This window comes from Roseateles sp. P4_D2 (assembly GCF_056401875.1).
Window position 1 is genome coordinate 83,948 of the sequence record NZ_JBFUIM010000019.1, and the last position, 19,203, is coordinate 103,150.

At 67.0% G+C, this 19,203-nt stretch carries 20 protein-coding genes and 1 pseudogene; 5 read left to right on the top strand and 16 right to left on the bottom strand.

What is annotated here, in order from left to right:
• The first annotated feature begins 1 nt into the window (after position 1).
• Positions 2-499 carry a CinA family protein gene (locus AC1DW0_RS27355; RefSeq protein WP_056200091.1) on the top strand — a complete coding sequence of 166 codons (498 nt, stop codon included), beginning with the start codon at positions 2-4 and terminating at the stop codon, positions 497-499.
• On the opposite strand, the gene AC1DW0_RS27360 is transcribed toward AC1DW0_RS27355, so the two are convergent.
• From AC1DW0_RS27360 to AC1DW0_RS27400, 9 genes are read right to left on the bottom strand one after another with little or no spacing between them, the layout of a single operon-like run.
• A complete protein-coding gene (locus AC1DW0_RS27360) occupies positions 496-2,889 on the bottom strand; it encodes a bifunctional diguanylate cyclase/phosphodiesterase (RefSeq protein WP_477949182.1) in 2,394 nt (797 codons plus the stop codon). The two genes, AC1DW0_RS27355 and AC1DW0_RS27360, sit on opposite strands and share 4 nt — an antisense overlap.
• 10 nt (positions 2,890-2,899) lie before the next feature.
• Positions 2,900-3,490, bottom strand: a complete 591-nt coding sequence (locus AC1DW0_RS27365; RefSeq protein ID WP_477949184.1) for a methylamine utilization protein — start codon at positions 3,488-3,490, stop codon at positions 2,900-2,902.
• Between the two features lie 39 nt (positions 3,491-3,529).
• Positions 3,530-4,600 (bottom strand): DNA polymerase III subunit delta, encoded by a 1,071-nt coding sequence (gene holA, locus AC1DW0_RS27370; protein ID WP_457389260.1) that lies wholly within the window; start codon positions 4,598-4,600, stop codon positions 3,530-3,532.
• Entirely contained in the window at positions 4,600-5,085 is a 486-nt protein-coding gene (locus AC1DW0_RS27375; protein WP_457321213.1) for an LPS-assembly lipoprotein LptE, read from the bottom strand. Before AC1DW0_RS27375 ends, holA begins: the two co-directional genes overlap by 1 nt.
• The gene (gene leuS, locus AC1DW0_RS27380) at positions 5,085-7,715 is read right to left on the bottom strand and encodes a leucine--tRNA ligase (protein WP_457350812.1); all 2,631 of its coding nucleotides are present in this window, start codon (positions 7,713-7,715) and stop codon (positions 5,085-5,087) included. The genes AC1DW0_RS27375 and leuS overlap by 1 nt, the downstream gene beginning before the upstream one ends.
• A gap of 40 nt (positions 7,716-7,755) precedes the next feature.
• Positions 7,756-8,181, bottom strand: a complete 426-nt coding sequence (locus AC1DW0_RS27385) for an ExbD/TolR family protein (protein ID WP_056200078.1) — start codon at positions 8,179-8,181, stop codon at positions 7,756-7,758.
• Positions 8,182-8,183: 2 nt separating this feature from the next.
• A complete protein-coding gene (locus tag AC1DW0_RS27390; protein ID WP_056200074.1) occupies positions 8,184-8,828 on the bottom strand; it encodes a MotA/TolQ/ExbB proton channel family protein in 645 nt (214 codons plus the stop codon).
• A 1-nt stretch (position 8,829) separates the two neighbouring features.
• On the bottom strand, positions 8,830-9,570 hold the full coding sequence (gene dapB, locus AC1DW0_RS27395; RefSeq protein ID WP_268795276.1) for a 4-hydroxy-tetrahydrodipicolinate reductase: 741 nt from the start codon (positions 9,568-9,570) through the stop codon (positions 8,830-8,832).
• Complete coding sequence (locus AC1DW0_RS27400; protein ID WP_056200071.1) at positions 9,567-10,145, bottom strand: outer membrane protein assembly factor BamE; 579 nt, start codon at positions 10,143-10,145, stop codon at positions 9,567-9,569. The genes dapB and AC1DW0_RS27400 overlap by 4 nt, the downstream gene beginning before the upstream one ends.
• A 113-nt stretch (positions 10,146-10,258) precedes the next feature.
• Here AC1DW0_RS27400 and fur point away from each other — a divergent pair, with 113 nt between their 5' ends.
• Entirely contained in the window at positions 10,259-10,699 is a 441-nt protein-coding gene (gene fur / locus AC1DW0_RS27405) for a ferric iron uptake transcriptional regulator (protein WP_056200069.1), read from the top strand.
• Between the two features lie 23 nt (positions 10,700-10,722).
• On the opposite strand, the gene hprK is transcribed toward fur, so the two are convergent.
• The 3 genes from hprK to hpf all read right to left on the bottom strand — a co-directional run bounded on the left by hprK (position 10,723) and on the right by hpf (position 12,785).
• Positions 10,723-11,679, bottom strand: a complete 957-nt coding sequence (gene hprK, locus AC1DW0_RS27410) for an HPr(Ser) kinase/phosphatase (RefSeq protein WP_056200066.1) — start codon at positions 11,677-11,679, stop codon at positions 10,723-10,725.
• A 34-nt stretch (positions 11,680-11,713) separates the two neighbouring features.
• On the bottom strand, positions 11,714-12,184 hold the full coding sequence (locus tag AC1DW0_RS27415; protein WP_056200063.1) for a PTS sugar transporter subunit IIA: 471 nt from the start codon (positions 12,182-12,184) through the stop codon (positions 11,714-11,716).
• A 259-nt stretch (positions 12,185-12,443) separates the two neighbouring features.
• On the bottom strand, positions 12,444-12,785 hold the full coding sequence (gene hpf, locus AC1DW0_RS27420) for a ribosome hibernation-promoting factor, HPF/YfiA family (protein ID WP_056200061.1): 342 nt from the start codon (positions 12,783-12,785) through the stop codon (positions 12,444-12,446).
• 420 nt (positions 12,786-13,205) lie between these two features.
• Here hpf and corA point away from each other — a divergent pair, with 420 nt between their 5' ends.
• The 3 genes from corA (at position 13,206) to AC1DW0_RS27435 (ending at position 16,477) form a co-directional block, all read left to right on the top strand.
• Positions 13,206-14,195, top strand: a complete 990-nt coding sequence (corA, locus tag AC1DW0_RS27425; RefSeq protein WP_056200057.1) for a magnesium/cobalt transporter CorA — start codon at positions 13,206-13,208, stop codon at positions 14,193-14,195.
• A gap of 464 nt (positions 14,196-14,659) precedes the next feature.
• Entirely contained in the window at positions 14,660-15,577 is a 918-nt protein-coding gene (locus AC1DW0_RS27430) for a MerR family transcriptional regulator (RefSeq protein WP_056200054.1), read from the top strand.
• Between the two features lie 27 nt (positions 15,578-15,604).
• A complete protein-coding gene (locus AC1DW0_RS27435) occupies positions 15,605-16,477 on the top strand; it encodes a ferritin family protein (protein ID WP_056200052.1) in 873 nt (290 codons plus the stop codon).
• A gap of 68 nt (positions 16,478-16,545) precedes the next feature.
• On the opposite strand, the gene AC1DW0_RS27440 is transcribed toward AC1DW0_RS27435, so the two are convergent.
• The 4 genes and pseudogenes from AC1DW0_RS27440 to AC1DW0_RS27455 all read right to left on the bottom strand — a co-directional run.
• On the bottom strand, positions 16,546-17,412 hold the full coding sequence (locus AC1DW0_RS27440; protein ID WP_056200050.1) for a hypothetical protein: 867 nt from the start codon (positions 17,410-17,412) through the stop codon (positions 16,546-16,548).
• 15 nt (positions 17,413-17,427) lie between these two features.
• Entirely contained in the window at positions 17,428-18,297 is an 870-nt protein-coding gene (locus tag AC1DW0_RS27445) for an ABC transporter ATP-binding protein (protein WP_056200047.1), read from the bottom strand.
• Positions 18,294-18,647 carry a GntR family transcriptional regulator gene (locus tag AC1DW0_RS27450; RefSeq protein WP_056200043.1) on the bottom strand — a complete coding sequence of 118 codons (354 nt, stop codon included), beginning with the start codon at positions 18,645-18,647 and terminating at the stop codon, positions 18,294-18,296. The genes AC1DW0_RS27445 and AC1DW0_RS27450 overlap by 4 nt, the downstream gene beginning before the upstream one ends.
• A 261-nt stretch (positions 18,648-18,908) precedes the next feature.
• Positions 18,909-19,157: pseudogene (locus AC1DW0_RS27455) on the bottom strand (IS3 family transposase); the annotation flags it as partial.
• Positions 19,158-19,203 lie beyond the last annotated feature (46 nt).

The following is a 19,203-nucleotide window of genomic DNA, read 5'->3' on the forward strand; positions in this document are numbered from 1 at the left end:
CATGTTTGCCGACGACCTTGAACTGATCGACCGCATCGCCGTGGCGCTGATCCAGCGGCGCGAGCGCATCGGCACGGCGGAGAGCTGCACCGGCGGCCTCATCGCCGCCGCCTGCACCAGCCTGAGCGGCTCCAGCGCCTGGTTCGAGCGCGGCGTCGTCAGCTACAGCAACGAGGCCAAGGCCGAACTGCTGGGCGTGCCCAAGGGCCTGATCGCGCTGCACGGCGCCGTCAGCGCCGAGGTGGCCGAACACATGGCGCGTGGCCTGCTGGCGCACGCACCCATCGATTGGGCACTGGCCGTCACCGGCGTGGCCGGGCCGACGGGCGGCAGCGAGGCCAAGCCGGTCGGCACCGTTTGGCTGGCCCTGGTGCATGCGGGGCGGCCGGCCCAGGTCTGGCGCGAGAACTTCAGCGGCGACCGCCATGCGGTGCGCTTGCAGACGGTGACTGCAGGCCTCACCGCGCTGTGTGAGGCGCTGGAGGATCGGGACAACTAGCCGAGTTTCGCCATCAGGCTCTCGGCGGTGACGACCGAGATGTCCGGCGGCTGCCAGCTCTTGGCCCAGGCGATGAACTGCTCCTGCGGCATGGGCTTGCTGATGAAGTAGCCCTGGCCTTCGTCGCAGCCCAGGCGGGCCAGCATGGCCCATGCCTTGAGCGTCTCCAACCCCTCGGCGACGACGGTGAGGCCGAGGTTGTGCGCCAGCTCGATCGTCGAGCGCACGATGCGCGCGTCGTCGAGGTCACGCTCCATGGCCATGACGAAGCTCTTGTCGATCTTGAGCTCATCCACCGGCAGGCGCTTCAGATAGGCCAGCGACGAATAGCCGGTGCCGAAGTCGTCGATGGACAGCTTGAAGCCCATCGCATGCAAGTGCTCCAGCGTGGACAGGGCCCGCTCGGGGTCGTCCATGATGGTGCTCTCGGTGATCTCCAGGCACAGCGAGTCGGCCGACACCTGCAGCGGCGCCAGCATGGCCTCGATCTTGGCCGGCAGGTCCTGGTCCATCAGGTCGCGCGTGGACAGGTTGACCGACAGCCGCAGCGTCAGGCCCGCGTCCGCGGCCTGGCGCGCGAACCTGGCCGCGTTGGACAGCACCCAGGCGCTGAGCAGGCGGATGAAGCCCGTCTGCTCGGCAAAAGGAATGAACTGCATCGGCGGTACCAGGCCGCGCGTCGGGTGCTGCCAGCGCACCAGGGCCTCGGCGCCGAGAATCTTGCCTTGCTGCAGGTCGATCTTGGGCTGCAGGTACAGGCGCAGCTCATTCTTCTCGACCGCGTGGCGGAGCTCGGTCAACAGGGACAGCGACTCCTGGCTGCCGGCATCCAGCTGGGCGTGGTAGATCAGGCTGCCGCACTGGCGGGCCTTGGCCGCATACATGGCCAGCTCGGCGCGGCCGAGCAGCAGGTTGACCTCACGGCCATGCGCGGGGAAGAGGGCGATGCCGATGCCGGCGCCGAGGTCGATGGTCTCGTTGTCGATCTGCAGCGGACGCTCGAAGTCCTTCAGGATGGCCAGCGCCGCTTCGCTGGCGGCATGGGCGTCTGTGTGCGCCAGCAGCACGGCGAACTCGTCGCCCGACAGCCGCGCGAGCACCGAATGCGCCGGCGCGCACAACGCCTGCAGGCGCTCGGCGACCGACTGCAGCAGGCGGTCGCCCACCTCGTGGCCGAGCACGTCATTGACGTGCTTGAAGCGGTCCAGGTCCAGCATCAGCACGGCACCTGGCGTGTTGCTGTGGGTCAGGTGGTGCTGCAGGAATTCGGCGAAACGCGCGCGGTTGGGCAGCAGCGTCAGCGGGTCGACGTAGGCCAGGTTGTTGACGAGGGCATCGCGGCGGCGGATGCCCTCACGCATGCTCTCCAGCGCCAGGGCCAGCTTGTGCACCTCCTCCAGCCGCGAGGTCGACGGCACGGGCGTGTCGTAGTCGCCGCGCTCCAGCCGGCGCGCCGAGGCCGACAGGGCCGTGATGGGATTGCTGATGCCGCGTGCCAGCAGCACGCTGACGAGGGCGAAGACGACGACGCCCAGCACGGTCAGGCCGAGCAGGACGAGCTGCAACTGCTGATAGGGCGCCAGGGCCGCGTCCAGCGACCGCAACAGCAGCACGCCAAGGGCTTGATCGCCACCGATCAGGGGCACGAAGAGGGCGCGCATGCGTTCGCCGGCCAGCTCAACGATGCCGTCGGCTGGAGCGGCCTGACCCAGCGCAGCACGCAAGGCGTTGACTGCTCTGCCATCGAGGTTGTCGACGGTGGTCTGCCACTGCTTGGTCGGACCTTGCAGCAGCACGACGCCTTGCAGCTCCGACAGCGCCTTGAGATCGTCCAGCACCTCGCGGTCCAGCGCAAAGGCCATCAACACCCAGCCCACCGGTGCCGGCGTGCGCACCTGCACGGCGACCACCTGGTAGACCTTGCTGCCCTGCACGGCCAGGGCCGCGCCATCCTTGCTGTGCACGAGCTGGCCCAGCGCAGCGCCGAAACCGGCCGCGCCGTCGCGGGTGGCGGCAACGAGGTGCTGCTGGTCATCGAAGTAGGCGACGACCGAGGCGCCGACGCGTTCGCCCTGATTGACGAGCGCGTCCTTGATGGTCTCTACGGTGCCGGCCTCGGCCAGCGACAGGCCGACGGTGCTGCGAAAGCCATAGTCCTTGGCCAGCAGCTCGGCCGCGTCGCGCAGCTTGCCGGCGCGTTGGTCGAGCAGGCGGCGCAGCACGCGTTCGCCGGTCTGCAGCTCGCTGGCGAGGGAATCCTCGGCGTTGTGCGTGATGCTGGCGTGGATGGCGCCGAAGCTGACCAGCTGCACGACCAGCAGCAGCGCCAGGAAGAGGGCGACGATGCGCCCCTCGAGGCGGCGCAGGTTCAGCCAGGCTGGCCAGCGCATTGCGGTGGCGTTACTCGGCGAGCGTGAGGGCCACGGGGCCCCCGCCCGCCGGCACTTCGAGCTTGACGCTTTGCAGGTTGGTTGACTTCTGGCCGCCATGCCAGGCCTTGGCGACGTGCTCGCCCACCGGCAGGTCAAACGCCACCTGGCCCTTGTCATCGGTGCGCCCGAAGGTCGGCGTGTCCACCACGACGATGTGGGCGCTCATGCGGTCGTGGATGTTGCAGCCCAGCGTGGCGACACCCGGCTTGTCGAACACGATGGGCTCGGCCGGCGTGCCCGAGTAGAGCTTGATGTCGATGACCTTGATGGGCGAGAACGAGTAGACATGATGCCGCACGGCGTCGAAGTTCGGGAAACTGACGGCCGTGCCCGTCTGCACGACGAGGAGCTCGGGTGTGAACTGGCGGTCGCGCTGGCCCATCTCGGCCTTCGTGGTGCTGGTCTTGCCGGTGCGGCCCTTGACCTCGATGGCCACCGCGCCGCCGGCCAGCGGCTGGCCGCCTGGCCCGCGCAACTGCACCGTGACGGGCACGGCCTGGGCAGCCAGCGAACTCAGCGCAAGAGCAGTAGGGACGAGTTTGTGAAGAGACGGCGGCATGGCGGCAGGTTTACCGCCCCGACGATAGCCCAATCGGGGTCAACGGGCAGCCAGAACTGCCCCAGTTTTTCCGCTGGCGGCCTCGCCAAGCATCAGGGCCAGGCGGCGCAGCGCGGCCCAGGGGTCGCTGGGCCAGTCGGGGTGGCGCAGGCCTTTGACGAGGCCATCGCAGATCTGCGCCGCCTGCACCAGGGCACCAGCCTGGGCAGCGTCCAGCCGCGGCGCGATGCGTTCAATGAGACGCTCCTTGGCGCCCCAGACGCGCGCCTCGCGCAGCGCCAATGGCAGCGGCTTGCCGGCGTCCAGCGCGGCGCGCACGCGGGCCAAAGCCCGCGCGTCCTCAGCCAGCGTCCAGTGCACCAGCACGGCGGCCTCGCCCTCGGCCTCCAGGCCGTCCAGCATGCGCAGCATGCGCGGCACGGCGCCCGACAGCACGGCCTCGCTGAGCTTGAAGACGTCGAAGCGCGCCACGTCCAGCACGGCCGCCTCGATCTGCTCCAGCGTCAGCTCGCCCTTGGGATGCAGCAGGGCGAGCTTCTGCAATTCCTGGTGGGCGGCCAGCAGATTGCCCTCGACGCGGTCGGCGAAGAAGGCCAGGGCTTTCTGCCCATCCTCGCCCTCGGGCACCGACTGCCCCTGCGCGCGCAGGCGTTGGGCCAGCCAGGCGGGCAGCAGGCGTCGCTCCACGGGTTCGACGCGGATGGACGCGCCGTTGCCGTCCAGCGCCATGAACCAGGCGCTGGACAGCTGGGTCTTGTCCAACCGCGGCAGCGTGACCAGGGTCAGCACGTCGTCGGGCGCGGCCTGGGCATAGCGCTGCAAGGCCTCGGAGCCCTCCTTGCCGGGTTTGCCGCTGGGGATGCGGATCTCGATGAACTGGCGCTCGGAGAACAGGCTCATGGCCTGCGCGGCGGCCAGCACCGGCGCCCAGTCGAAATAGGCACCGCTGACGATGAAGATCTGCCGCTCGCCGAAGCCGTTGGCGCGGGCGGCGGCGCGGATCTGGTCCGCCGCCTCCTGCGCGAGCAGCGGCTCGTCGCCGTGCACGGTGTAGATGCGGGCCAGGCCCTTGGCGAGATGGGCGCTGAGGCCCTCGGCGCGCAGCTGCATCAGCCTTGGAGCTTCACGGCGGCGAGGCGGCGCATGACTTGCGCGATCGCGTCGGAGTGCATCGCGCCGTACAGGTTGGCGGCCTCCTGCTCCTTGGCCAGCGCCCAGGTCTCGGTGTAGGTCATGTCGCGGGCCAGGCGCAGCTCCACCTTGGGCACCAGCAGCTCGCCCGCCGCCGTGCGGATCAGGTAGTCGAACTGCAGGCGGAGCTGGAACTCACGCACCTGGCCGACGCTGGTGGACGCGACGACGGTGCGGTCGCGGAACTCGCGGGTGGCTTCCAGCACGACCTGGGCGCGGGCCGGGTCGTCCAGCAGCTGCACCGGTGTGCGCTTGATCTGGCGCTTGAGGCCGGCAGCCAGTGGCGATTCCGGCGGGAAGCCGGTCAGCGCCAGGGTCTGGAAGGAGAGCACGGGCTCGTGGCGCAGCTCGAAGCCGCAGCCGGCGAGGGCTGCGAGGCTGAACAGAGCGATGCGGCGGTCCATCAGACGACGATGTTGACGAGGCGGCCAGGCACGATGACGACCTTCTTCGGGGCCTTGCCCTCGGCGAACTTGGCGAACTCCTCGGTCGCGAGCGCCGCAGCTTCAATGGCCGCCTTGTCGGCTGAGGCCGGCACCTTGACTGCGCCGCGCAGCTTGCCGTTGACCTGCAACATCAGCTCGATCTCGTCCTGCACCAGCGCGGCCTCGTCGACCGTCGGCCAGGGTGCGTCGAGCAAGTCACCGAGTTCGGCCGCGAAGCCGAGGTCTTGCCAGAGCTGGTGGGCAACGTGGGGCGTGGCGGGGTAGAGCACACGCAGCAGCACCGAGAAGCCGTCGCGCACCGCTGCCGCCTGGCCTTCGGCCTTGAAGCCCTCGAGTGCATTGAGCAGCTTCATTGCGCCGGAGACGACGGTGTTGTACTGCATGCGCTCGTAGTCGTAGCTGACCTGCTTGAGCACGTTGTGCACCTCGCGGCGCAGCGCCTTGCCGTCGCCGTTCAGCGCGGCGAAGTCCTGGCCGCCGGACTTGATCGCGTCGGCATTGCGCGCGCCGAAGTTCCACACGCGCTTCAGGAAGCGGTGCGCGCCTTCGACGGCCGCGTCGTTCCATTCCAGCGTCTGCTCCGGGGGGCTGGCGAACATGACGAACAGGCGGGCCGTGTCGGCGCCGTACTGGTCGATCAGCGCCTGCGGGTCCACGCCGTTGTTCTTGGACTTGGACATCGTCGTCATCTCGTACTCGAGCGGCGTGCCGTCCTTCTTCAGCTTGGCGCCGGCGATGCCGCCCTTGTCGTCGTGGATGACGTCGATCTCGTGGTCCCAGTAGTAGTCCTTGCCGCCACCCTCGGGCTTGTGGAAGAACGCGCCCTTCAAGACCATGCCCTGGGTCAGCAGCTTCTCGAACGGCTCGCTGATCGTCACGAGGCCCAGGTCGCGCATCGCCTTGGTCCAGAAGCGGGCGTACAGCAGGTGCAGGATGGCGTGCTCGATGCCGCCGATGTACTGGTTCATCGGCATCCAGTACTTCGTGCCGTCCGCGACCATGGCCTGATCGTTGGTCGGGTCGCAATAGCGCATGAAGTACCAGGACGAATCGACGAAGGTGTCCATCGTGTCCGTCTCGCGCTGGGCCGGCTTGCCGCAGCTCGGGCAGGCGACGTTCAGGAAGGCCGCGTGCTTGTTCAGTGGGTTGCCGCTGCCGTCGGGGATCAGGTCGTCGGGCAGCACGACGGGCAGGTCCTTCTCCGGCACCGGCACCACGCCACACGTCTCGCAATGGATGATGGGAATCGGCGTGCCCCAGTAGCGCTGGCGGCTAACGCCCCAGTCGCGCAGGCGCCAGGTCGTCTTCTTCTCGCCCAGGCCCTTGTCGGCCAGCAGCTCGGCAACCTTGTTGACGGCCTCGACATGGCCGAGCCCATCGAGCACGCCGGAGTTGATGCAGCGCGCCTTTTGCTTGTCGCCGTACCACTCGGCCCACTTCTTGTCGTCGTAGGCCTGGCCGTCAACGTCGATGACCTGCTTGATGGGCAGGCCGTACTTCAGCGCAAACGCGAAGTCGCGCTCATCGTGCGCCGGCACGCCCATGACGGCGCCGTCGCCGTAGCTCATCAGCACGTAGTTGCCGACCCAGACCTCGACCTGCGCACCGGTGATGGGGTGCGTGACGAACAGGCCCGTGGGCACGCCCTTCTTGTCCTGCGTCGCCAGCTCGGCCTCCGTCGTGCCGCCGGCCTTGCATTCCTCGATGAAGCGGGCGACTTCAGGCTTGTCCTTGGCCGCAACGGTCGCCAGCGGATGCTCCGGCGCCACGGCGCAGAAGGTCACGCCCATGATGGTGTCGGCGCGTGTCGTGAACACCCACAGCCGGCCACCGCCGCCTTCGATCGTGTGCGGGAAGGCAAAGCGCACGCCCTGGCTCTTGCCGATCCAGTTCTCCTGCATCAGCCGCACGCGCTCGGGCCAGCCGCTGAGGTAATTGGGGTCAGCCGGATCAGCGACCGCTGACAGCAGCTCCTCGGCGTACTGCGTGATCTTCAGGTAGTAGCCCGGGATCTCACGCTTTTCCACCAGCGCGCCCGAGCGCCAGCCACGGCCGTCGATGACCTGCTCGTTGGCCAGCACCGTCTGGTCCACCGGGTCCCAGTTGACAACTTGAGTGCGGCGCTCGGCGATGCCCTTTTCCAGCATCTTCAGGAACAGCCATTGGTTCCACTTGTAGTAGCTGGGCTGGCAGGTCGCGACCTCGCGGCTCCAGTCGATGGCCAGGCCCATGGCCTGCATCTGGCCCTTCATGTGGGCGATGTTGGAGTAGGTCCACTGCGCGGGCGGCACCTTGCCCTTCATCGCGGCGTTTTCAGCCGGCAGGCCGAAGGCGTCCCAGCCCATGGGCATCAGGACATTGAAGCCCTTCATCCGCAGCTGGCGCGCCAGCATGTCGTTAATCGTGTAGTTGCGCACATGGCCCATGTGCAGCTTGCCCGACGGGTAGGGCAGCATGGAGCAGGCGTAGAAGTGCGGCTTGCTCGCGTCTTCGGTCACGCGGTAGGCATCGCGCTCCGTCCAGTAGGCACGGGCGGCGGCTTCGATCTCGTTCGGGTTGTAGCTGGGCGCTTCGGTCTTGGCGTTCATACGCCAAATTGTATGGGTCGCCCCTCTGGCGACCCTTCGATCACGGTGCTGAAGCGGCGGCCTGGGCGACGAAGGCGATGCGGTTCAATCCCGCGGCCTGCACCCAGCCGATCAGCTCGGCGACCTGGCCATAGGGCACGGCGCGGTCGGCGCGCAGTTGCACTTCCAGTTGCGCATTGGCGCGGCCGAGTTCGGAAATGCGCTTCTGGAAGGCCTCGGGCGGCAGCTCGTCGTCGCCGAGATGCAGCTTGCCGTCCGGCGTGATGGCCACGGCGATGAAGCCTGGCGCGTCGCTGGGCGTCGCAGCTTCGCTCTTGGGCAGGTCCAGGCGCAGGGATGCGGTCATCAAGGGCGCGGTGATCATGAAGATGACCAGCAGCACCAGCATGACGTCGATCAGCGGCGTCATGTTGATGTCGCTCATCGGGCGAGCGGCGTCAGGCCTTTCAAGTCGCCCGAAGCTCATGATCAATCGTGGTCCAGCAACTCGCGCAGGTCGTGCGCGAAACCTTCGAGGTCGGCCTCGCAGGCCGCAACCAGCTTGCCGAAGACGTTGTAGGCCAGCACGGCCGGAATGGCCACGGCCAGACCGGCGGCCGTCATGATCAGCGCCTCGCCGACCGGACCGGAGATCTTGTCGATGGTGATGTTGCCGGCCGCGGAAATGCTGGCCAGCGCGTGATAGATGCCCCAGACGGTGCCGAACAGGCCCACGAAGGGGGCCGTCGCGCCAACGGAGGCCAGCAGCACCTGGCCGAACTGGAGCTTGGCCAGCACGGCATGCAGCGCGTCGCGCAGGCGGCGGGTCAGGCGGGATTCACGTTTGCCGGCGGCGTCCAGCGTGGCGCTGCGGGTCTCGGCCGTGGCGGCGTCCAGCAGCGGCAGCAACAGGCCTTCGGTGTCGAAGCTCAGCAGCGCACTGCGGCCCTCAGCAACACCGGCCGCGCCCCAGAAGGCCGGCACCGCGCGCACGAGGCCGCGGCGGGCGCGGCGCAGCAGCCAGGCCTTCCACAGGATCAGAGCCCAGGCGCTGACCGACATGGCCAGCAGCAGCAGCGCCACCGCGCGACCGACCAGGTCGCTTTGGGCCCAGAAGTCCGCGAAGCCGCCCATATCAGCCGTTGAATCCGAGGACGTCGTTCATGCCGAACAGGCCGGCCTTCTTGCCGCCGGCCAGAAAGCGCGCGCAGCGCAGGCTGCCCTGGGCATAGATGCCGCGGTTGGTGGCCTTGTGGCTGACCTCGATGCGCTCGCCGATGCCGGCGAACAGGACGGTGTGGTCGCCGATGATGTCACCGCCACGCACGGTGGCGAAGCCGATGGTGGACGGGTCGCGCGCGCCCGTGACGCCTTCGCGGCCATACACGGCGCTAGTCTTCAGGTCGCGGCCCAGGGCGTCGGCGACGACCTGGCCCATCTGCAGGGCCGTGCCGCTGGGGGCGTCCACCTTCATGCGGTGGTGGGCCTCGACGATCTCGATGTCATAGCCCTCGTTCAGCGCGCGGGCGGCCATGTCCAGCAGCTTGAGCACGACGTTGACGCCAACGCTCATGTTGGGCGCGAAGACGACGGCGGTGCGCTCGGCGAATCTGGCGATCTCGGCCTTCTGGGCTTCGTCGAAGCCGGTCGTGCCGACCACGGCCTTGACGCCCAGTTCGGCGCAAACAGCCAGATGGGCCAGCGTCGCCTCGGGGCGGGTGAAGTCGATCATCACGTCGGCGCCGGCCAGGCCCGCGCGGACGTCGTCGCCTCTATCCAGCGTGACGTGCAGACTGCAGTCGTCGGCCGCCTCGACGGCCTCGATGAGCATCTTGCCCATGCGCCCGGAGGCGCCCATCACTGCGACCTTGATCACGAGCCCGAACCCGGCTTGGCGTCCAGCGGCGGATAAGTGCGGCCCGGCGCCGGGCCTTCGGCGGCGGCCGTGGGCGCGGCCTCGGCGCTCTTCTTGGGCGGGGGTAGGGCGTCGCGCTCGGCCTCGCTCAATTCCAGCTTCGGGTTCTTGCTGCTCGGCTTGAAGGTGTTGATGGCGGCCACGAAGTCGTTCTCGGCCGGCAGGTCGTCGGGCACATCCAGGGACTTGAGCTTGTCGCCGTCGAACAGGGCCACAACCAGGCGCTGCTGCGGCGCGGCACCCTGGCGGCGGATCGTGAAGACATAGTCCCAGCGCGCCTCGTGGAAGACGTCTGTCAGCAGCGGCGAGCCGAGCAGGTCGCGCACCTGCGCCTTGGGCATGCCGGGCTTGACGCGGGCGACCATCTCCTTGGTCAGCACATTGCCCTGCACGACCTCGACGCGATAGGGCGTCAGCAGGCCCAGCACCTTTTCGCCGGTGACCGACGGCAGGCTTGGCAGGGAATCCCAGGTGGGTAAGTAGGAGCAGCCGCCGAGCAGTGCAAGCAGCGGGAGAGAGGCAAGCAGGGGACGCATCGGGCGGCTGGCTGAAGGGGCAGGAAGGGGACGGGAAGCGCCGGCCGGCAGGCCGGCTGGCTATGATCGGCGGATTCTAGCGGGGCCCTCCCTGGCCTCCTTTGCTTCCCGCCATGCCCTCTTCCGCCAAGAACCAGACTAGCGACATCAAGAACAGCGGCCTCAAGGCGACGCTGCCGCGCATCAAGATCCTCGAGATCTTCCAGCGCGCGGCGCAGCGTCACATGACCGCTGAAGATGTTTACAAGGCTTTGCTTGGCGAGGGCGCCGACATCGGCCTGGCGACGGTCTATCGCGTGCTGCAGCAGTTCGAGCAGGCGGGCCTCTTGAGCCGCAACCATTTCGAGACCGGCAAGGCCGTCTATGAGCTCAACGAAGGCCACCACCACGACCACCTCGTTTGCCTGAACTGCGGCAAGGTCGAGGAGTTCTTCGACCCCGGCATCGAGGAGCGCCAGCACGCCATCGCGGGCGAACGTGGCTTCCAGCTGCAGGAGCATTCGCTGGCGCTGTACGCGACCTGCCTGAAGACGGACTGCCCGAACCGCAGCTGAGCGCTTCCCTCGGGCGAGGGGCTTCAATCCATCGAACCGTTGTCGATGGCGCGCTGGTGGCGCTCGACGAATTCCTTGTAGGTGTCGATACCGCGCAGCTGCAGGATGGTGTTGCGCACGGCGGCCTCGACCAGCACGGCGAGGTTGCGGCCGGCGTCCACGGCGATGACGACCTTGCGCACCGGCATGCCCAGCACATCCTCATACAGAGGCTCATAGGGCAGGCGCTCGAAGTCGCGCTCCATCGTCTCCTTGCGCACCAGGTGCACGATGAGCTTGAGCCGCATCTTGCGGCGCACGGCTGTCTCGCCAAAGATGGACTTGATATCCAGCAGGCCGATGCCGCGCACTTCCAGCAGATTCAGCAGCAGCTCGGGGCAGCGGCCCTCGATGGCGGTCTGGGCGATGCGGAAGAAGTCGACCGCGTCGTCGGCGACCAGGCCGTGGCCGCGCGAGATCAGCTCCAGGCCGAGTTCGCTCTTGCCCAGGCCCGATTCGCCGGTCAGCAGCACGCCCAGGCCCAGGATGTCCATGAAGACACCGTGGCGGGTCGTGCGGTTGGCGAACAGCTGGGACAGGTAGCCGCGCACCAGGTCGATGACATGACCGGCGGACTCGTTGGTGCGGAACAGCGGGATCTCGGCCCGGTCGCACATGGCGACGAGGCGCGGCGGCGGCAAGCTGTCGTCGGCGACGATGATGACCGGCGGCTCCAGCGTGACGATGCGGGAAATGCGCCGGTCCTGAACGTCGGTGCCTTCCTGGTTCAGATAGGCCACCTCACGACGGCCGACGATCTGGACGCGGTAGGGATGGATGTAGTTCAGGTAGCCGACCAGGTCGGCCGCACTCTGCGCATCGCGCACGGCCGCTTCGTCGAAGCGGCGTTCCGGGTGGGCGTGGCCGGCGATCCACTCCCAGCGCAAGGCCTCGCGGTGCTCTTCGAAAAGCCTTTCCGCGCTGATCGAGGTGGGTTTCAAATTAAGGGTTTACGCGAAGCGTCGAAAAGCGGCATCAAGCGACTGATTTCAGCGGCTCCCAGGCCGCAATCAGCTTGTGCAGGGTGGCGGCGTCCGGCTCGGCCTTGAGCTGCTCGCGCAGTTCGCGGTCGGACAGCATCTCGGCGATCTCGGACAGGATCTCCAGATGACGCTGCGTGGCCGCTTCGGGCACGAGCAGGAAGATCAGCAACCCGACGGGCTCGTCATCCGGCGCATCGAAGCCGATGGGCTGGGCCAGCCGCAGCACCGCAGCCAGCGGGTTCTTCAGGCCCTTGACGCGGCCATGCGGGATGGCGACGCCGTGTCCCAGGCCGGTCGAGCCCAGACGCTCTCGGGCGAAGAGGTTGTCGGTGACCAGCGCCCGGCCCATCTGGTGGTGGTTTTCGAACAGCAAGCCTGCATGTTCAAAGGCGCGTTTCTTGCTGGACGCATCCACGTTCACCAACACGTTGTCGGCAGGCAGGATGGCGGCGAGACGGTTCATGGGTTGAGGCCAAGCATCGGGGGCGCCGGATAGGCGCGGCCGTGCCGGGCTGGTGGGTCAATCAGAGCGACAGATTATGGAACCGTGCGTCGTTTTGGGGTGGGCGGTAGCCCCTAGAGACGTGGAAAACGCCTCTGACCACCCATGAATGCGGGTTTTTGCGGCACTGCAGCAACAACCGATTGCCGCGAGCAGCCATGGATTGTGCATCGCAAAAACAAAAGCGGCCCGCAGGCCGCCGCGAGATGAGCCAGGGGCTTCAGCGTGCGGGTACCTCGAGGCGCTTGGCCGAGGCGTGGTGATGGTCCTGCACCTTGTCCTTGTGGCGGCAGACCTGACGATCCAGCTTGTCCATCAATTGATCAATGGCGGCGTACAGATCCTCGTGGGATTGCTCGACAAAGATGTCGCGGCCCTTCACATGCAGGGTCACTTCGGCGCGCTGGCGGCGTTCCTTCTCCTTTTGCTTCTCTACGGTCAGCAGGACGTTGATATCAACGACCTGGTCGAAGTGGCGGGTCACACGGTCCAGCTTGGTGAGTACGTACTCGCGCAGAGCGGGCGTGACTTCGAGATGATGGCCACTGATCGTCAGATTCATAAAGCCTCCTTTCAGAGGAATGGGTCGGAAAACAAACCAGAAAACTGAGAAAAAACAGACGAAGGGGGAGGGAGGAGGAGGGTCTTTCGGGTAGCGGAGGTGGGTGGGAGTGGGGAAATCGACGAGTCCAGTTTGCTCGCGAAGCCGCGGCATGACAAGGGGATGACGGTGACCGTTTGTCGGCTGGAGGGCCTCGTTTTCGCGGCTTCTTTCACGTCTTGAGCGGGTGCAATAATCCGCGGCTATTCACCCTACGGAGCCCTTCTTGGACAGCGATCACCCTCGGTGACCGTCCACTCCCGCTGCCGGCCTTCCTGAGGCCCCGCCCGGAGTGAGACGGTTGACCTGAATCCCGCCACCCCGGACGGCGCTGCGCCGTCGTCCTCCGCCAGTCTGGCCAGCGCTGCCAGGAGACGATGCATGCTGAATGTGTTTACGCTGGACAACGGGCGCCTCAAGGGCGGCCTGTTCCAGGAAGAAATCGAAACCGCCGAGGACCTGGCCCAGTCGCGCCCGGTCTGGGTCGACCTGGAAAGCCCGAGCGCCGAGGAGAAGGGCTGGATCCGCGACCGCTTCGGCCTGACCATCCCCGAGGACATCGTCGACGAGGACCTGGAGGAATCGGCGCGCTTCTACGAGGAAGACAACGGCGAGCTGCACATCCGCTCCGACTTCCTCATCGAGGGCGACGAGGGCCCCGACGGCAAGTCGGCGCGCAATGTGCGCGTGGCCTTCATCCTCTTCAACAACATCCTGTTCTCCATCCACAACGAGGACCTGCCGGTGTTCCGCCTGCTGCGGCTGCGCGCGAGGCGCATTCCGGCCCTGATCGAGGACGCCAAGGATGTGCTGCTCAAGCTCTACGACGCCGACGCCGAGTACTCGGCGGACGTGCTGGAGGGCATCTACGACAAGCTTGAGGCCGTCAGCGTTCGCGTGCTGAAGAGCGACGTGACCGACGCCGCCGCCGGCGAGGTGCTGTCGGCCATTGCGCGCGAGGAAGACTTGAACGGCCGCATTCGCCGCAACGTCATGGACACGCGCCGTGCCGTCAGCTTCATGATGCGCAGCCGCATGCTCAACGCCGAGCAGTTCGAGGAATCGCGCCAGATCCTGCGTGACATCGACTCACTCGACTCACACACCGCTTTCCTCTTCGACAAGATCAACTTCCTGATGGATGCGACCGTCGGCTTCATCAACATCAACCAGAACAAGATCATCAAGATCTTCTCGGTGGCCAGCGTCGCCCTGCTGCCGCCGACGCTGATCGCATCGATCTACGGCATGAACTTCAAGAACATGCCGGAACTGGAGTCGAGCTGGGGCTACCCATTCGCCCTCGTGCTGATGCTGCTGTCCGTCGCCGCGCCCTTCATCTATTTCCGCCGCAAGGGTTGGTTGAAATAGCTCCCGTGCGCGTCAAAAGGCAAGGGCCTGCGTCGTGGACGCAGGCCCTGGTCATAAAAGCGGCCGCAGAACGCCTCGAAGCCAACGAGGGAGGGAGGGAGGAGGAGGAGAACGGCTTCGAGATTGCTGCTCTGAGATCAGAGAGGTTGCGCGACCTAAATTCGTGGTTGAGCGGAGAGTGCGAGTCGAGCCAGGGCTCGGGTTTTTACTGGTGTGTAGCCTGAGAGTGGGCACTGAGCGCGAAATTCCAAGGCCGTGTACCGGTTTCCTGTGACGATTGTTGTCCTCGCCGCGGCTGTTTTTCTCTGCCCCGTGTGGCTGCGGCGGAATTACAAACAGTAGGACGTGTAAGTCGCTTTGTCGAATATTTCTGTTGGTGTGCGGGCCGCCCCTCGCGCGCGGCCGGAATCAACTACTGTCCCAGCTTTGTGCAGGGCGAACCATGCGCGATCCGAGATCCAGCGATGAATGATTCGTTCGACGGCATCGGCATCACCGCGGTCGAGCGCGATACCGGCATCCACAAGGAAACGCTGCGCGTCTGGGAGCGCCGCTATGGTTTCCCGTCGCCCTGGCGCGACGCGACCGGCGAGCGCCTGTACCCGCCGGAACAGGTTCAGCGGCTGCGGCTCGTGAAGCGGTTGCTGGACGCCGGCCACCGTCCGGGCCGTGTCGTTGCTGCTTCGGTACAGGAGTTGTCGGCCCTGCTGAAGCCGCCTGCGGCCGTGCCTGTCGCGGGCGCGGCTGTCGAGCCTTTCGAGATCGCCGCCTGTGCCGCCTTGCTGCAAGGCCATGACGTCGAGGGGCTGCGGCGTGCGCTGTCAGAGGTCGTGCTGCGCCGCGGTCTGGGGCGCGGCGTCATCGAGGTCTTCGCGCCTTTGACGACGCGCATTGGCGAGTTGTGGATGAGCGGGGCGCTGCAGATCTTCCAGGAGCATCTCTACAGCGAATCCCTGCAGTTGGTGCTGCGCCAGGCCATGCATGCGCTGCCGCCCCCGACCGGTCGCCAGCCGCGGGTGCTGTTGACAACCCTGCCCGGCGAAAGCCATGCGCTGGGCCTGCTGATGGTCGAGGCCCTGCTGGGCCTGGAGGGCGCCGTCTGCCTGTCACTGGGCGTGCAGACGCCGTTGGCGCAGTTGCCTGCCGCCGCGGCGGCCTGCCGGGTCGATGTCGTCGCGGTGAGCTTCGCCGGCCAGCTGGCCCACCGCGCCGTGCTGGACGGGCTGGCCAACCTGCGCACACAGCTGCCGGCCGCCGTCGAGATCTGGGCTGCAGGCAGCAGCAGCCAGGCACTCCGTTTGCCGGGCTCTCAGGACGGTGTGCGCTGCCTTGACGGCCTGGCCGCAATCGCGCCGGAGATGGCACGCTGGCGCGAACTTTAGAATCCCGCCTCTAGACGAGGATTTCTCATGCTTTACCCTGAACTGTTCAAGCAACTCGAAGCCGTGCGTTGGAACATGGACCGCGACATCCCGTGGGACAAGTTCGACGCCAGCCTGCTGAGCGACGAACAGGCCCAGACCATCAAGATGAACGCCATCACCGAGTGGTCGGCCCTGCCCGCCACCGAGATGTTTCTGCGCGACAACCGCGAAGACAGTGACTTCTCGGCCTTCATGTCGGTCTGGTTCTTCGAGGAGCAAAAGCACAGCCTGGTGCTGATGGAGTACCTCAAGCGCTTCCGCCCTGATCTCGTGCCCACGGAGGCCGAGCTGCACGAGGTGCGGTTCGACTTCGACCCCGCGCCAGCGCTCGAGACGCTGATGATGCATTTCTGCGGCGAGATCCGCCTGAACCACTGGTACCGCCGCGCGTCCGAGTGGCACAACGAGCCCGTCATCAAGGCCATCTACGAAACCCTGTCGCGCGACGAGGCCCGCCATGGCGGCGCCTATCTGCGCTACATGAAGCGGGCCATGGCCAAGTTCGGCGACGAGGCCCGCGCGGCCTTCGCCAAGGTGGGCGTGCTCATGGCCAGCGCCCGCCGCACGGCCCAGGCCCTGCATCCGACCAATCTGCACGTCAACGCCAAACTCTTCCCGCGCGACACCATCCAGAGCCGCCTGCCCGATCCCGAGTGGCTGGAGCGCTGGCTGGACAAGCAGATCCAGTTCGACTCGGTCTGGGAGAACAAGGTCGTCGAGCGCATCCTGCACAACATGAGCCTGCTGATGGACCGCAGCTTCGCCACCGTGCAGGAGCTCAACCGCTTCCGCAAGGAAGTGGCAGCGCGCATCGTGCCGCCGGCGGCGCCCGACGCTCTGGCCAGTTCACCGACCTGAGGCGTTCAGAAGCAAAAAACCGGGGCCAGTTGAACTGACCCCGGTTTGCTTTTGGGCAGGCCGGCCGATCAGGCGCCGCGTGCCCGCTTCATCACCACCAGCGCGAAACCAGCGGCGGCCACGGCGACCCAGCCCAGGAACTGCAGCGAGGCGAGATCGGCCAGCGTGTGGCTCAGGTCCTGCAGCGACCAGGTCCACAGGTTGACGTCCGACATCAGGGCCGACTTCAGGCCTTCCGCGTCATTGATCATCGAGTGGCCGAGGCGCTCGTTCCAATCGCTCAGCGCCTGCAGCGGCCAGTCGATGCTGTAGACCTTGTGCAGCACCAGGGTGACAACGAAGCCGCCGACGAAGACCAGCGGCACGCCCAGGCGCTTGAGCCAGGCCGAAGCGGCCATCAGCACGAAGATCATCGGCGCCAGCCACAGCATCAGCGGCACGGTGCCCACGAGGCCACGCAGCAGCAGGGGCGTTGCCGCCGAGACGACCTCGCCCCAGTTCACCGACATGGCCGCGCCCAAGCCCGCCTTGCTGCCCAGGACCGACATCGCTATCGGCAGGCCGAAGAGGGCCCCCACGACCGCGCCACCCAGAGGCGCCAGCCAGGCATGGGCCAGCACCGTCGATGCGACGCTCTCGCTCGGCCGCCCCGGCAGGGACAGCCAGAACTCGATCGAGCGATCCTGCGCATCGCGGCGCGCCAGGCCAGGCAGCTGGAACAGCGCCACCAGCAGGCAGATGGCATACACCGCGCAGGTGCTCAGCAGCAGGATGGCCAGGCCGATCAGTTCCGGATGTTCCATCGGCAGGCCCTGCACATGGCCGAAGGGCAGCATGGCCAGGAAAAGGATCGGCGGAGCGAAGGCAGCGATCAGCCAGCCGCGCTTGTGCTGCATCCACTCGCGCAGCAGCAGGGTGGGGATGTGGTTGTTCATGGCATTTGCTCCAGTTCAGGCTTGCTTGCCGTTCAGCGCCGGGTTGCGGGTCAGCGCCATGAAGAGGTCGACGAGGCTGGGGCGCACGCGCTGGCCCAGGCTGGTGATGTGCTCGGGCGGCGGGCCGTCGAACAGCGAGGTCGTGCGGCCCTGCTCGCGGTAGCGCAGCAGCGGGTGGGCGGCGGCCATCGCGTCGGCGGCGGCCGGGTCGTGGTTCAGCGCCACGAAACGGCGGTCGATGTCCTCCAGGCTGATCGACAGCGCCACGCGGCCTTCGTCCAGCATGATCACGTCGGACAGCAGCGCCTCGACCTCCTCGACCTGGTGGGTCGAGATCAGCACGCTGCGCTCGCCGTCGCACCACTCGTCGATGAGCATCTCGTAAAAGCTCTTGCGCGACACCACGTCCAGGCCCAGCGTCGGCTCGTCCAGGATCATCAGCTTGGCGTCGATGGCGGCAATCAGCGCCAGGTGCGTCTGGGCCACCATGCCCTTGGACAGGCTCTTGATCTTGTCGCCCTCGCTGACGCTGGTGCGCTTGAGCAAGGTGCGGGCGCGCTCGGCCGAGAACTTGGGCTGCAGCCGGCTCATCAGCGTGATCAGCTCGTGCACGCGGGCCCAGCGCGGCAGCACGGCCACGTCGGGGATGTAGCTGAGTTCGGTCAGCAGCTGCTGGCGGTTCCTGGTCGGCTCCAGCCCCAGCACGCTCAGCTCGCCCTGCACCGGCAGCAAGCCGACCATCGCCTTCATCAGCGAGGTCTTGCCGGCGCCGTTGTGGCCCAGCAGGCCGACGACGCGGCCCTTGGGCACTGCGACGGACACGTCGTTCAGCGCTGTCTTCTTGCCGTAGCGCAGCGTGATGTTCTTGGCTTCGATGAGGTTCATGTCGACTCCCAGTTCAGATCCTTGGCGGTCAGGCCCAGCCGCTTGAGCTTGGCGCGCAGGGCTGGCCAGTCCTTTTGCAGGAACTGCTCGCGCTCCTGGCGCAGCAGCCGCTCGCGGGCGCCGCTCATCACATACATGCCCAGGCCGCGGCGCGACTCGATCAGGCCGTGCTCGCTGAGCGCCTGCAGCGCCCGCGTGACGGTGAGCGGGTTGATGACGTACTGGCTGGCGAGCTGTCGCACCGACGGCAGGGCCTCGCCTTCCGGGGGGCTGCCGTCAAGCAACTGCACGGCCAGTCGGTCGGCGAGCTGCTGGTAGATCGGTGCCTGGTCTGTCCAGGTGGGAGTCATGGGAGCTCCGAGGTGTGTTGCTGATGTAGCACACCATATCTCCGACCCCGGGGGAGGCCTAGCGGGGGGCGACAGACTGCAGATTTGGGGGGATGGGCTGCTCGACGCACAGCAATTGGCCTGGTGTCGGTTTGCGCTGAGTTTGGAACTGTTTGCGCTTAACTCGGAACTCCTGTCGAAGTTCATTGATTTCTGAACTTCTCGGGTGGCCGCCACCAGCGGCGTGCGCGCCCCCACCGGGCGCTTGGCCTTGGCGCGCTTGCGCACGGCCAAGTCTGCGGCGCGGTACAGCCGGTACACGCGCTTGTGGTTGACGCCCGGGTGGGCGGTGCGCAGCAGGTCGTGCACGCGTCGGTAGCCGAAGCGGCGGCGCTGCAGCGCGATGGTCTTGATGGCTTCGCTCAAGGTCTGGTTCTCTGTGCTCACCACCGGTGGATGGCGATAGGCATCTCGGCTCAGCCCCACAAGGCGGCAGGCGCGGCGCTCGCTGAAATGGTGTTCGTCCACCATGCGACGCGCGGCGTCCCGGCGCACTTGCGGGGCTAGCGCTTTACAC

Coding starts and splice junctions, on each gene's coding strand:
- AC1DW0_RS27390 (WP_056200074.1), bottom strand. CDS start 8,828: ATGGGCGGCTTCGCGGACTTCTGGGCCCAAAGCGACCTGGTCGGTCGC.
- AC1DW0_RS27435 (WP_056200052.1), top strand. CDS start 15,605: ATGCTTTACCCTGAACTGTTCAAGCAACTCGAAGCCGTGCGTTGGAAC.
- AC1DW0_RS27440 (WP_056200050.1), bottom strand. CDS start 17,412: ATGAACAACCACATCCCCACCCTGCTGCTGCGCGAGTGGATGCAGCAC.
- AC1DW0_RS27360 (WP_477949182.1), bottom strand. CDS start 2,889: ATGCGCTGGCCAGCCTGGCTGAACCTGCGCCGCCTCGAGGGGCGCATC.
- AC1DW0_RS27375 (WP_457321213.1), bottom strand. CDS start 5,085: ATGGACCGCCGCATCGCTCTGTTCAGCCTCGCAGCCCTCGCCGGCTGC.
- leuS (WP_457350812.1), bottom strand. CDS start 7,715: ATGAACGCCAAGACCGAAGCGCCCAGCTACAACCCGAACGAGATCGAA.
- AC1DW0_RS27365 (WP_477949184.1), bottom strand. CDS start 3,490: ATGCCGCCGTCTCTTCACAAACTCGTCCCTACTGCTCTTGCGCTGAGT.
- AC1DW0_RS27355 (WP_056200091.1), top strand. CDS start 2: ATGTTTGCCGACGACCTTGAACTGATCGACCGCATCGCCGTGGCGCTG.
- AC1DW0_RS27400 (WP_056200071.1), bottom strand. CDS start 10,145: ATGCGTCCCCTGCTTGCCTCTCTCCCGCTGCTTGCACTGCTCGGCGGC.
- hpf (WP_056200061.1), bottom strand. CDS start 12,785: ATGAATCTGACGATCAGTGGCCATCATCTCGAAGTCACGCCCGCTCTG.
- corA (WP_056200057.1), top strand. CDS start 13,206: ATGCTGAATGTGTTTACGCTGGACAACGGGCGCCTCAAGGGCGGCCTG.
- AC1DW0_RS27445 (WP_056200047.1), bottom strand. CDS start 18,297: ATGAACCTCATCGAAGCCAAGAACATCACGCTGCGCTACGGCAAGAAG.
- AC1DW0_RS27450 (WP_056200043.1), bottom strand. CDS start 18,647: ATGACTCCCACCTGGACAGACCAGGCACCGATCTACCAGCAGCTCGCC.
- fur (WP_056200069.1), top strand. CDS start 10,259: ATGCCCTCTTCCGCCAAGAACCAGACTAGCGACATCAAGAACAGCGGC.
- holA (WP_457389260.1), bottom strand. CDS start 4,600: ATGCAGCTGCGCGCCGAGGGCCTCAGCGCCCATCTCGCCAAGGGCCTG.
- AC1DW0_RS27385 (WP_056200078.1), bottom strand. CDS start 8,181: ATGAGCTTCGGGCGACTTGAAAGGCCTGACGCCGCTCGCCCGATGAGC.
- AC1DW0_RS27430 (WP_056200054.1), top strand. CDS start 14,660: ATGAATGATTCGTTCGACGGCATCGGCATCACCGCGGTCGAGCGCGAT.
- AC1DW0_RS27415 (WP_056200063.1), bottom strand. CDS start 12,184: ATGAACCGTCTCGCCGCCATCCTGCCTGCCGACAACGTGTTGGTGAAC.